This window comes from Thermomicrobiales bacterium (genome assembly GCA_041390825.1).
Taxonomy (GTDB): Bacteria; Chloroflexota; Chloroflexia; order Thermomicrobiales; family UBA6265; genus JAMLHN01.
This window is the reverse complement of record JAWKPF010000022.1, coordinates 16,734-29,731: the sequence shown is the minus strand read 5'-3', so window position 1 is coordinate 29,731 and position 12,998 is coordinate 16,734. Positions and strand designations below refer to the sequence as shown.

Sequence of the window (12,998 nt, the reverse complement as noted above, 5' to 3'; positions counted from 1 at the left end):
CGCATGCATCCGGATCACCGACTGCGAAATCGACCTTGACTCCCCAAAATCATCGTACGTACGCGGGTATTCAGTAGACATCCGGCGATCCGCTTGCTATCCTCTCCCCATCCCGCTGTGACAATTCGACACATCTGCAGTGCGCCGGATGGGACCGGCCTTGGGGGGAGCAGATGAGCCTCGCACGTTTCACCTCGTCCGATTCACGGTTTGCTGGCCGCACTGGGGGTATCTTCGCGCCCGACTCGCCGGAGATCAGCCGCCGCGTTGTGCTCAAGGCAAGCGCGCTCTTTGCCGCAATGGCAACCGGAGTCTTCTTCGATCGCGGATTGCGTCAACCGGAAGCCAGCGCGCAATCCGATGCGGTGGTCAGCTCGTTCGACTGGGTCGAAGCCGATCAGGTCTCTGCTGACGAGATCGGCAGCGGAGTCGCGTTCGAGGCATACGCCCCCTTCCCGTTCAGCTCAGTCGGCGCGAGTTGGCCCGCGGAGATCGGTGATTGGCCGGTGGTGCTCGTCGAGGTTTCCCCGAATGGAGTCGACTTCTCCCAGATCTTCTCCATTGGCGCGTCCGGTGAATCCGGACTCCTCGATTCGGGCGAGCGCATCTTCTCTCCCCTGGTTTGCGCCACTCGAGGCATCGCGATCCGCTATCGCACCATCGACGACCAGGGAAACCCCGCCGCAGTGCCGGGGTTGACGTTCACCTTCATCGATTCGAGCGCTGGTCCCACTGCGGCGGACTTTCCAGTCTCCATTTCCGCCAAGGCCGCCTACGACGTTTCTTCGCCGCCGGCTTTGATCAGCCGCTCGGAATGGGGCGCCGACGAATCGCTGCGCTTCGAAGAGGACGGCGAATGGTGGGTCAAGGAGTACCAGCTCGTCGAACACGCCATCATCCACCATTCCGAGACGCCAAACTCGCAAGACCCGCTGGAGGCGATTCGTTCGATTTACTACTACCACGCCGTCACCCATGGCTGGCATGACATTGGCTACAACTATCTGGTCGACAAGCTCGGAAACATCTATGAAGGCCGCTCCGGGGGGCGCAACGTGGTCGGCGGCCATGCGTACGAGTATGCCCACGGTTCGAGCGGCATCTGCTTCATCGGTGAGTTCTTCGATGACGAGGTGACCGAAGAAGCGTTAGCCGCGATGGTGGCGATCCTGGCCTGGACCTGCCGCGATCTCGACCCGCGAGGGTTCGCCGACTTCCACTCGGAAACCCGCGTGCCGACCATTTGCGCGCACCGCGACGTCAACCTTTCGACCTGCCCCGGCGACCGGGCGTATGCCGAACTGCCTGTTCTGCGCGATCTGGTGGCGCAGACGCTGGCGAACTTCCCGGAAGGACCAGCCGCGGATCTGGTTGTCGGCGATCAGGCGCGGATGGTTGTCTCCACTACCGCGCGCGTCGATGCCGGATTCGGCGCCCCTGCGACCCTCCAGCTCCCAGAGTTTACCGTCGGCGTCATCATTGCCGGCCCTGTCATGGTCGACGGTCTGGCGTGGTATCTGATTTCCACAGACTTTGGCCGCGGTTGGGTCGAGTACTCCGCGCTGTTCCGCGATCCCCCGATTGGGGGCACGAGCGGCCTTTTCGGCATCGAGGATGTTGTCGAGCTCAAAGAATCGGCGAATCTTCGTCGCGTGCCGGGCGTCATGTCCGACGTCGTCCAGAATGCGTCCCAGGGGACTGTTGGATTGGTCGTCGCGGGTCCGGAAGATGCCGACGGGTATCGCTGGTACCGCATCATGACAAGTGAGCGATTCGCCTGGGTCGCCAGTACCTATCTGACCTGGTCGGACCAGCCGGCGCCTGACAGGCCGGTACCCACCACCGACCTGTCCGTTGGCGAGACCGTGGCTGTTCACGATGGACCGCTCCAGGTGCATCGCACACCCGGTCTGGGCGACGACGTGATCGGATTCCTGGAGACCGGGGCTGTCGGCACACTGACCAATGGTCCCGAAGTGGCGGACGAGCAACTCTGGTTCGAGGTGCGCACCTCCCTGGTGACCGGTTGGGTTTCGGCCACGTATCTCGAACGGTCAGACGCCGCTGCTCCCACTACCTTTGCGCCCGGAGATGCGGTCTACGTTTCCGATGGGCCGGTCAATCTGCGGGAAGAGGCCGATGAAGACGCGCCGGTGATCGCGCAATTGCAAGCTGGCGACCACGGCACGATCCTCGACGGGCCGGTGACCTGGAACGGCTACTCCTGGTATGAGATCGAGACTGCCCAGGGAACCGGATGGGTGGTCGGGAGCTATTTCTCGCGGCAATGACGCCTTGTTCGCTAGACTGCCGCATCGGGTCTTGGGGGCAGCGCCCCTTGAGTGAGAAGGCGTCGACGTGAACAGTCCAATGGAGAAAGTCTTCCAGGCTATCGACCGGAGAGCCGACGAGATCGTCGGGTTCGCCGGGGAGTTGATTCGCCAACCGTCGGTCAATCCCGATCTGGAGCCGAATGAGGACGCCGAGCGTCCCGCGCAGGAATGGCTGCGGGATCAGCTCGCGCAAACTGGCGGATACGACATCGACTTCTACGAAGTTGCCACCAACCGTCCGAACGTGGTCGCCACCCGCAAAGGGTCCGGAGGTGGCCGCTCCCTGATCTGGGCGGCGCATACCGACGTGGTCCCCGTGACACCGGAACAGCGCGAGGTTTGGGTCGGTTCGGGCCCATTCTCTGGCGAGGTGATCGACGGCAACCTCTATGGCCGCGGCGCGTCCGATATGAAAGGCGCGATCGCCGCCTATGTCATGGCCGCGAAAATCCTGAAAGACGAGGGCATCGAACTGCAGGGTGATCTGATCCTTGCCCAGTCACCGGGCGAAGAAGCGGGCCGACGCGACATTGGCTGCAATACCGTGCTGGAACGTGGGCACCGGGCGGATTTCGCGATCTTCCCCGAGCCGTCGAACTTCCGCATCTATCCCACGATCAAGGGCGAGCTCTATTTCAAGCTGACCGTGCCCGGGAAATCGACCCACATCTGCAATCGACACCTGGTGGCCCAGCCGCTTCCCCACGGGGAAGAACGGCCCGGTGTTTCCGCCATCGACAACATGCTCAAGTACCAGCTGGCAATTCTCGAATTGGAAAAGCAGTGGAACCTCTGGCGCTCGAACGAACATGTCCCACCGGGCGGGATGTTCATCAACATCAACACCATGCAGGCGGGAACCTCGCTCACCTCGGTGCCCGATAGCGCGGAAGCAACCGGTTCACTGCTGTTCAATCCAGATCTGACCGCCGCCGAGGTCGAGGACGAAATTCGCGCGACGATCGATCGGGTGACGCAGGGCGACTACTGGCTGCGAGAGCATCCGCCAGTGCTCGATCTGCCACTCGACTCGGCCAGCACCGCTCCCTGGGTCAAGGAGCCGGTCAATCTCGCTCACGATCATCCGGCGGTCGGAGCAATCAGAAACGCGCATTCCCTGGCAACCGGCGAAACACCGGACGTCACCATTTCGCCGTTTGTCTGTGATGCCAACTTCTGGTTCCCCCTGGGGCAACCGTGTCTCGTCTATGGCGTGGGAGATCCCTCGTGGGGAATTCACGGAGCAAACGAGTTCCTCCCGGTGGCCGACCTGATCAAGGCCACCAAGACCTTTGCCGCCGTGACTATGGAGTGGTGCGGAGTGGCGAACTGACGCTCCCGGCCGCCAGTTCCTGCTTCGCGGGAGCCTCCGGACGTGCTTCCAGCACACGGTGCATGAAGACGAGCCAGGTCCCGACGATCGCCAGCGCCGTCGCCTGGTGCGACACGCCGAGCACGGTTTTGACATGTGAAAGCAGGGTAGCAACACCCAGACAATACTGCAGCACGACCAATCCCAGGAGCACCGCGCTCCAGCGCTGGAACCGCTGGAGCTGCGGGTCCCGCCAAACCTTGGCGACGAAAACGATTGCGCCAACGAGCAGCACTGTTGCAAGCACACGATGCATCCATTGCACTGTCGCAAGGTTCTCGAACAGGTTGATCGGGAGCGGGCTTTGCGACCAGCCGTTTGGTGGGAGGAGGCTGCCATTCATCAGGGGGAATGTATTGAGAATGAAGCCGGCGTTGAGCCCGGCGACCAACGCGCCCCAGAAGATCTGCACGACGGCAAGCACTCCTAACCCCGCCAGCCATCGCGTCAGGAACCGCCAGGAGCGTGCATCGATTGGTTGTCGCGGACGAGCGAGCAGATCGTTGGCGAACCAGACGCAGCATCCAAAGATCGTCATCGCCAGCAACAGGTGAGCTGCCAGCCGGTATTGGCTCACGTCCGGGCGATCGACTAACCCGCTGCGCACCATGTACCAGCCCATCAGTCCTTGCAGACCACCAAGCGCAAAGAGCAGCAGCACACGCTTCAGCAGCGGGCGAGTGAAATATCCGCGAATCCAAAACCAGATGAACGGGATCAGGAAGACCATGCCGATGAGGCGGCCGATCATCCGGTGCAGGTACTCCCAGAAGTAGATCTGCTTGAACTCCGAGAGTGTCATGTCCGGCCGCAGCTTCACGTATTCCGGGTATTGCTGATAGCGCGCAAACGCTTCTTGCCAGTCCGCATCGTTCAAGGGTGGAATCGCGCCGACGATCGGCGCCCAGTCCACGATCGAAAGCCCTGACTCAGTCAAGCGGGTGATTCCACCCACGACAAGGGTGCACGCGGTGAGCGCCGCGCCGACCCACAGCCAGATGCGTAGCCGTCTCCGCCGCTCCTCGGGAATTGCCTCAGCCCAGGACTGGCTTTTCGATTCGCTCGCACGGCTCTCGTCGATTGCCGACTGATGGGCGTGTGCTTCCGCCGCCATTGTGACGCGCTCCGTTTCCCTAACAAGACTCCATCCGGCCGGCGCAAATCGCCGGCGAATGCACGGCGCCTGACCTCGCTTCCGTCCCCTATCTGCCCAGCCGGACGACTGGATTGGTCAACGTCCCGATACCCTCGATAGTGATCGAAACGGTATCGCCGGCTTCGAGCGAGAAGTCCGAGGGCGGAACGATCCCCGTTCCGGTCATGAGAATAGCCCCGTGGTAGTGGGTGTTGTCTCGATAGAGATACTCGACCAGGTCTTCGAACGTCCGATGGAGCTGATTGGTGCTCGTGGTTCCCTGGAACCCAACCGCTCCGTCCCGCTCGATGACGAGCTCGATGGAAAGATCGTTCGGATTCTCGATTTCCGATGCCAGCGTGATGACCGGACCAAGCGCGGCCGCCTTGTCGTAGACCTTTGCTTGCGGGAGATAGAGCGGGTTTTCGCCTTCGATACTGCGAGAGGAAACGTCGTTGCCAATGGTGTAGCCGACGATCTCGCCAGCGCTGTTGATGACCAGGGCGCATTCTGGCTCGGGTACGTCCCATGTGCTGTCGCTGCGGACCGCGATCTCTTCTCCTGGACCGGCGACCCGGAAACGCATCCCTTTGAAAAAGAGCTCCGGTCGATCAGCCTCGTAGACCCGGTCGTAGACATCTTCGGCGCGCGATTCCTCCATACGGGCGTCGCGGCTGCGCGAATAGGTCACTCCGGCGCACCAAACCTCTTGCCAGTCGATCGGCGCTTTGAGTGTGACGTCGGCCAGCGGCGTGCGTAGGTCGCTTTCCTTGACACGAGCCAACGCGATATCGAGATCGGCCTTCGAAAGTTGCAGCGCCACGCCCAGCGATGCCGGTCCGCCCGCGGCCTCGATATCGATGACCTTCTTGCCATCGATAAGTCCGAACAGCGGCTTACCGTCCGCGCCAATCTGGTAGATGCAAAGTGACAAGCGAGACCTCCCTCGACGATAGGTTGGAGCCAAACGGTCAGGTTCGCCCGGAGCCACTGGCCCGAGGACGTTTTTCGTTGGCCGAAATCAATCCTTCAACTGCGCCACGCGGGCAGCAACGAGTTCCGCGATATGAGCGACCTTGATGTCGCGGCCCTCGGCATCGGCGCCACCGCGCAGATGCATGATGCATCCCTGGTTATCGGTGACGACGAGAGGCGCATCGGTGGCCTGGGCATTGTCGAGTTTGCGCTTCATCAGACGTTCGGCAATCTCCGGATAGTCGAAGCTGAACGAGCCGCCAAACCCGCAACAGGTGCGGTTCCCGTCGAGCTCGCGCAGTTCGCACCCCAGGAGATCGACCAGCACCTCGCGTGGCTCGGACGAGATGCCGAGCGCGTTGAGTCCCTGGCACGAGTCGTGATACGTCACGACTGGCGTCACGGTGTCCGACGCGAGCGTCCCAGCCGGAATCCTCGCAACATTGACGAGGAACGAGGTGAAGTCCATCACCTTGGCCGCCAGCGCCTCGGCGCGGGCTTGCCAGGTCAGCTCGTTGCGGAAGATATGCAGGTAGTCCTGGGTCAGCATGGCCACACAGCTCGCGCTACCGGAGACGACGTAATCGGCCGAGGTGCGCGCAATGGCGTTTTCGAGCGCGATGATGGTCTCCTGCGCCATCTTCTTGGCTTTTGCGTCATCGCCCATATTGCTGGCTGGCAGTCCGCAACAGTTGAGTCCGCCAGGATAGACCAGCTTCACACCGAGCGCCCGCATGGTCTGCACAATTGCCATTCCCTGCTCCGGATAGAGCCGGTCGGTCATGCAGCCCGGGAAGAGAGCAACTGTCTTTCCGGCGACATCGCTCGGAATTCTCGGTTGCTGAGCTTCCTCGAATGATCCGGTCGGCACCAGGTCCTGTAGCGGTCTCGGGGCGGGAACCGGCAAGCTGCGCCAGCGGGTTTGCCGGTTGACGATCGGCAGTTTGCGGTTGCGAACTAGCCCGTTGCGCGAGATTGGCCCAGAAAAGCGCCCGCCCAGGCGTGTCGCCGCGTCGAATGCCCATGGGCGCGAGTAGACCTCGAGCACGGCCTCCTTCTTCGGGTTCATGCCGTTGGCTTCCGCCACCATCTTGCGCACATCGAGAATCTGCTGTGGCAGCGGGATATTGGCCGGGCAAACCGTCTCACAGGCGTTGCAGGAGAGGCAAAGTGATTGCGCTCGCGCGATCGACTCGAGGCCATGATGGAAGCCGGAAACGACGAGGCCGATCGCTCCGGAATAGATATGCCCGAAGAGATGCCCGCTCACCTCGCCATAAGGCGGGCAAACGTTCGAGCACGCGCCGCACCGAATGCAATGCAGCGCCTCAACGAACTCCGGCATGGAACGCATCATGCGGCGCCCGTTGTCGACCAGGATGATGTGCATTTCGTGGCCCTCGGTGGGACCAGTCATGAAGGTGGTGTAGACGGTCAGGCGCTGCCCGGTGGCGCTGCGGCTCAAGAGCCGGAGTTGCGTCATCGCATCGTCGAAGGTCGGAACCAGTTTCTCGATGCCAGCAAGCACGATATGCACCGGGGGAATCGAACCAGACAACCGGCCGTTGCCCTCGTTCGTGACGATCATGACCGTACCGGATTCGGCAATGAGCGCATTCGCGCCGGTCATGCCAACACCAGCCTCGAAGAAGGCAGGCCGAATGACATCGCGAATCGTGCGGACCTGCTCGGGGATGTCCTCCAGCGAAACCGGCTTGTCGAGCACCTTGTTCAGGAGCTCACCAACTTGCCGCCGGCCGAGATGGAGCGCCGGCCCGACGATATGGCTCGGCCGTTCGTGCCCCTTCTGCACGATCCATTCACCCAGGTCGGTTTCGACCACGTCGATGCCAAAGGGCTCCAGCGCGTGATTGAGCTCGACCTCTTCACTGACCATCGATTTCGATTTGACGATCAGCTTCGTGCCATGCTGCTCGCAGATTTGGCGCACGAGATCGACCGCGTCCGCTGCGGTGCGTGCGGTGTGAACCTTCGCGCCGGTACGTTCGGCTTGCTCGGTGAATTGGGCCAGGAACGCGTCGAGCTCATCGGTGACATGGGTCTTGATGCCCTTGAACTTGACGCGGAGTTGCTCGAAGTCGATCTCCTCGAGAGACCGGTCCCGTGTGCCGCGCCAGTTTCGTTGATAGGTGCCGATGTTGCGCGCGAGATTCGGATTGTGCAGCGCTTGCTCATATCGCTCGTGAAAAGACGCTGCGTCTTCGAGCTCCTCGATACGCTCGTCCAGCGCGGGGTGGTTCATGCAAAGAGCTCATCCACGAAGAGCACCGCGACCTTGCCCGGTCCCTGCACTCCAACCGTCAGTGACATTTCGATATCCGCGGTGCGGCTTGGTCCGGTGCAAAGAGAGGCATAGGCGCCGTTGGGACGCAAGGCGAGCCGCCTGAGTACAGCACCCGCTTCATCCAGCCCGGGGAGCAGCATTTCGGTCTGAACGATCTGCACGCATGTCAGGCTCAAGAGGCCGACCGCACGGTCGGACAAGGTCGGCTCGGCCAGCAGGACGCTCCCGGTTTCGGCCACCGCGTTCATGCCCAGCACGAATCCAACCGGCGCATCGAGCGCGGATTCGGGGGTAGTGACTTCCTCGACCTCGACACCGCGTTTGCGCACCGCGCCGATCAGCCCAGGAGCGGTCGAACGCAGCTCCCCAGACATCATGGCGCGGTTCTGGCCAGACTCGTGGACGATCCGCACCAGAAAATCGGCGGCATCCTCGATCCCCGAGGCTCGGACGACTTCGACACCGAGCGGGCTGATGCGCGCGGTGAACTCCTCGACCAGTTGGTTGGTTCGCACTGCCTCCGCGGGCGATAGCGAAACGGTCATGGCGCGGGGTGCCCTCCCGAAACTAGAGCATCGCCCCGAGAATCCAGGGGTTGAATTCTTCCTGGCCCACACCTGCCGCTTCGCTCTTGGACTTCTCACCCGAAGCAACGGCCAGGATCTTCTCGAAGATCTCTTCGCCGAGCTCGTCGAGCGTGATGCCATCCAGCACCTTGCCGGCATTGATGTCCATGTCCGGTTCCTGGTTCGCGTAGAGAATGCTGTTCGTGGCGATCTTGATGCTCGGCGCCGGCTTGTACCCAAAGGCCGAGCCTCGCCCGGTCGTGAACACGACGACATTGCATCCGCCGGCCACCTGCCCGGTCACGGAAACAGGGTCGTATCCGGGGCTGTCCATATGCACGAACCCGCGCTCGGTCACCCGCTCACCGTAGCCGACGACCTGGTTCAGCGGAGTGGACCCAGCCTTTGCCGCCGCGCCGAGTGACTTCTCATAGATGTTCGAGAGACCGCCCAGCTTGTTGCCCGGAGACGGGTTGTTGTCGATGCTGCCGCCAAAGTAGGAGGTGTAGTCCTCCCACCAATGAATGCAGTCGATCAGTTTCTGCCCCACCTCCGGTGTGATCGCGCGGCGCGTGAGCAGGTGCTCGGCGCCATAGACCTCGGTCGTCTCGCCCAGCACAACCGTGCCGCCCTGCTTCACGACGATATCCGCCGCCTTCCCCAGACCGGGATTGGCAGTCACGCCCGACCAGCCGTCCGAACCACCGCACTGCAACGCCACGACCAGCTCGGATGCGGGCACCTCCTCGCGCGTATACGCGTTCGCCTGGGGCAAGATCCGCTTGACTGCTTCGATCCCGGCTTCGACTGTTTTCAGGAACCCACCATCGGTCTGAATCGTGAGCACCGAGGGCGCATCGTCCTTCATCGGCGTCGCATCGATCATGTCAGTCGGCTGATTGACCTCGCACCCCAACGAGAGGACCACATAGCCGCCCACATTGGGATGGTGCACGGTGCCAGCCAGGGTTCGCTGGAAGATGTAGAGATCGCGCGATCCGATATGCGCGCCACACCCGCCTTTGTGCGGCAACGCGATGACGCCATCGACATTCGGATAGTCATCCAATGCGCCGGGTTGGGCGAAGTGCTCGGCGATGCGAACCGTCGCGGACGACGAGCAGTTGACCGAAGCCAGAACGGCGACATAGTTGCGCGTACCCACCCGCCCATCGGGCCGGCGGAACCCCATGAAGGTGCGGCGTTCCGCTTCCGGCGCCAACTCGACCGGTTCGTAGTCCTGGCTGAACGCGTAGTCCAGCTCCAGCTCCTTGATGCCCATGTTGTGGTTATGAACGTGTTGACCGGCGGAGATGTCCTGGGTGGCAAATCCGATGATCTGACCATATTTGTGGATCACACCGTCGTACGGCACGTCGCGCAGCGCGAACTTATGACCCACAGGGATCATCTGCCCGATCCGCAGGATCGAACCATCGTTCAGGATCAACTGGGTGCCGGGCAGCAACGACGACTTGGCGACCGCCACCTCGTCATCGGGATGCAGGAGAACCGCCACGGAGGCAAGGGCGACCGGATCCTTTGGCGCCTTTTCGAGGCTGATCGCACCGGTACTCATCTGGTTCGAGCTCATGTGGAATTCTCCGAACGGGCCACGCCCCAAGGGCGGACTCGGGCAATGCGTCGTAGACGCATAGAGTACGCCAAACCCATGACTCAGGGGCGTCGCTTGCCCATCCATGAGTGCAGGCGCCGGCATGCGAGTGACGGCAAGACCCTCTGGGTTCGCGCCCGCAAGCCGGCCGCGGGAAGCCGAGAGACGAACCAATTCCCCACGAGCGGAAACGCCGGAAGCGACGCGCCGCCCCTAGGAATGCGGGGTACGCGAACTGACCGCGATCCGGTTCCAGACATTGATCGTGGCAATCGCCACGGTCAGCTCGGCAACTTCCGTTTCGCTGAACTGAGTCCGAACCGCTTCGAACGCCTCATCGGGCACCCCGGTTTCCGCGACCAGCGTCACGCTCTCGGTCCACGCCAGAGCAGCGCGTTCGCGTTCGGTATAGACGGTCGCTTCTTCCCAGACCGTCAGAAGATAGAGCTTGCGCGGATCGACCCCATCCGCGAGCGATTCTTCGGTATGCATGTTCACGCAGAACGCGCAGTGGTTGAGCTGCGAGGCGCGCAACTTGATCAGGTGGATCAGTTGCGATCCGAGACTCGATGCCTGCACCTGGTTTTCGAGATTCAGGACGCCTTCGTACAGATTCGGCGCCAGATCTCTGACGCTCATTCGCGGTGTCACGTTCGACCTTTCTCTGAATGACGGGCTGGCGCGTGCGGAAGTCCCGACGCTCGGCTGCTAGAGCACACGATACCGATTCCAGACCTCACTCAGCAGAGCGCCATCACGCAGATCGTCGCGCGCACGGTCTTCGGTCGCGACTTTCTCGAATGCCTTGGCGACACATTCGTCCGCAACCGCCGCCGGAATGACCGCGATTCCGTCGATTTCGGCAAACACGATGTCACCCGGGTAGACCTTGACCCCGCCGCATACGACCGGGCAATCGAAATCGATGCACTGCGTTCTGCCGGCGGCGTCGAAGGGACGCGCGCCCGTGGAGAAGACTGGGAATCCCAGGTCGAGGATCTTGCGGGTGTCGCGATGGTACCCATCGAGCAGCATGCCACGCGCGCCACGGCCGAGCGCAGCATTCGAGAAGAGCTCGCCCCAGTAGGCGGCGCTCGCAAGTCCGCTCGTGGCGACCACGCCGACATTTCCCGGCTGAAGCGCGTCGATGGCAGCAATGATTCTGGTGTACGGCTCGGGTTTCATTTCATAGATGGGAGCCATGAGAATGGTATGGGCCGTCCCGACCAACACCCGTCGATCGAGCGGGTCGATCGGTTGGATGTTCGACTCCAGCACCTGATCGCGAAACCCCAGCGAGTCGAGGATGTCGGAAATCACGGCAACGTAGAGGTCGTTCGCCATCTTGTCGAAAAGCTCGCGGCGGTCGGTAGTGGGCACGAAGAAATCGCTCCTTGTTTGGTCCTGGGTTCTGAGCCCTTCGCCCTGAGACGAGTTGGGATTCTCAGGACCCAGGACTCTTCGGGCTAGATATGAAACTCGAAGTGACCGAGATCCTCGGCGCGGGTCAGTTCGCCCTGAGCGGTGGCAGCGATTCGGGAAAGGATTTCCTCGCCCACCTCGGCAATCGACTTGCGGCCTTCGACGATCGCGCCAGCATTCACATCCATGTTGTCGCTCATGCGTGCATACGTTTCTGGATTGCCGCAGACCTTGATGACCGGAACGATACCCGAGCCGGTGACCGTTCCGCGTCCAGTGGTGAACACCACGAGGTGCGCGCCACAGCTTGCAAGCTCGGTGACGCCATTGGGATCGCTGATCGTGCCTGCCCCGGTCCAGCCGCCTTCCTGCACGTAGTAGGGCGCGAGTAGATGCAATCCTGGCTGCGCCGGGCGCTCCCATTCGCCACCGTTGAGCACTCCGACGACCGGCGACGAGCCAGCCTTGCAGACCGCGCCAAGCGATTTCTCCTCGATGGTGGTGAGACCGCCTTCGATGTTGCCGGAGCTGATGGCGCGCTGACCGGTGCGGTCGCCCCATTCGCGGGCGATCTCGATGGAGCGCAGGATCTCGCGGCGGACGTCGGAGTCTGCCGCCCGCTTGCTCAGGGTGGATTCACAACCCAACAACTCATTGGTTTCTTCGAAAACGACCGTTCCCCCGTTGGCCACGATTCGATCCGCGGCTGCGCCGACGGCAGGGTTGGCTGCAATCCCGGACGTGGTGTCCGAACCGCCACACTCCACCCCGACGATCAAGTCCGAAAACGGGATGGCAACGCGCTCGACATTTCGCGCCAGCATGGCGCGGCCGAGCTCGATACCCTTCGCTATGGCATTCCTGGTGCCTCCTTCGGCCTGGATCGAGATGAGTTCAGTCGGTTTGCCCGATTCGGCGATGGCTTTAGCGATGCCTGGGGCATCGGAACATTCGCACCCGAGCGAAAGGACCAGCACGCCGCCAATATTGGGGTTCTGCGCGATGCGGATCATCTTGCGTTGCGCGCCGGCATCGGGAAGGCAGTCGCGCCACCCCGCGACGACCGCATCTTCGAGTTGCCAGGCAATCCGGCGCGAGACTTCTTCCGCACAGACAACGGTGAACAACACCAGCAGCCGATTGCGGATGCCGACCTGTCCATCAGCACGCCCGAAACCCTCGATAGTGATGGTGGAGAGGTCGATTGGAGCGTCGACGGTGACGGTCATGCGCAACCCTCTTGACGAGAACGTATTGCCTGAAAGCCGTAGTCTA

Annotated in this window: 10 protein-coding genes; 2 read left to right on the top strand and 8 right to left on the bottom strand. The window is 62.1% G+C overall.

Features of this window, described 5'->3' with window-relative positions:
• Positions 1–173: 173 nt before the first annotated feature.
• Both R2855_12775 and R2855_12770 read left to right on the top strand, forming a co-directional pair.
• Entirely contained in the window at positions 174–2,291 is a 2,118-nt protein-coding gene (locus tag R2855_12775; GenBank protein MEZ4531881.1) for an SH3 domain-containing protein, read from the top strand.
• Between the two features lie 67 nt (positions 2,292–2,358).
• Positions 2,359–3,666, top strand: a complete 1,308-nt coding sequence (locus R2855_12770) for an ArgE/DapE family deacylase (GenBank protein MEZ4531880.1) — start codon at positions 2,359–2,361, stop codon at positions 3,664–3,666.
• On the opposite strand, the gene R2855_12765 is transcribed toward R2855_12770, so the two are convergent.
• From R2855_12765 to R2855_12730, 8 genes are all read right to left on the bottom strand, one after another.
• The gene (locus R2855_12765; GenBank protein ID MEZ4531879.1) at positions 3,638–4,819 is read right to left on the bottom strand and encodes a COX15/CtaA family protein; all 1,182 of its coding nucleotides are present in this window, start codon (positions 4,817–4,819) and stop codon (positions 3,638–3,640) included. The two genes, R2855_12770 and R2855_12765, sit on opposite strands and share 29 nt — an antisense overlap.
• An 88-nt stretch (positions 4,820–4,907) precedes the next feature.
• Positions 4,908–5,774: a fumarylacetoacetate hydrolase family protein gene (locus R2855_12760; GenBank protein ID MEZ4531878.1), complete on the bottom strand. Its 867-nt coding sequence runs from the start codon at positions 5,772–5,774 to the stop codon at positions 4,908–4,910.
• An 87-nt stretch (positions 5,775–5,861) separates the two neighbouring features.
• Entirely contained in the window at positions 5,862–8,078 is a 2,217-nt protein-coding gene (locus R2855_12755; protein ID MEZ4531877.1) for an LUD domain-containing protein, read from the bottom strand.
• Complete coding sequence (locus tag R2855_12750) at positions 8,075–8,665, bottom strand: LUD domain-containing protein (protein MEZ4531876.1); 591 nt, start codon at positions 8,663–8,665, stop codon at positions 8,075–8,077. The genes R2855_12755 and R2855_12750 overlap by 4 nt, the downstream gene beginning before the upstream one ends.
• Positions 8,666–8,687: 22 nt before the next feature.
• Entirely contained in the window at positions 8,688–10,280 is a 1,593-nt protein-coding gene (locus R2855_12745) for an altronate dehydratase family protein (GenBank protein MEZ4531875.1), read from the bottom strand.
• Positions 10,281–10,514: 234 nt separating this feature from the next.
• Positions 10,515–10,940 (bottom strand): carboxymuconolactone decarboxylase family protein, encoded by a 426-nt coding sequence (locus R2855_12740; GenBank protein MEZ4531874.1) that lies wholly within the window; start codon positions 10,938–10,940, stop codon positions 10,515–10,517.
• A gap of 69 nt (positions 10,941–11,009) precedes the next feature.
• A complete protein-coding gene (locus tag R2855_12735) occupies positions 11,010–11,681 on the bottom strand; it encodes an RraA family protein (GenBank protein ID MEZ4531873.1) in 672 nt (223 codons plus the stop codon).
• 86 nt (positions 11,682–11,767) lie between these two features.
• On the bottom strand, positions 11,768–12,952 hold the full coding sequence (locus R2855_12730; protein ID MEZ4531872.1) for a UxaA family hydrolase: 1,185 nt from the start codon (positions 12,950–12,952) through the stop codon (positions 11,768–11,770).
• Positions 12,953–12,998 lie beyond the last annotated feature (46 nt).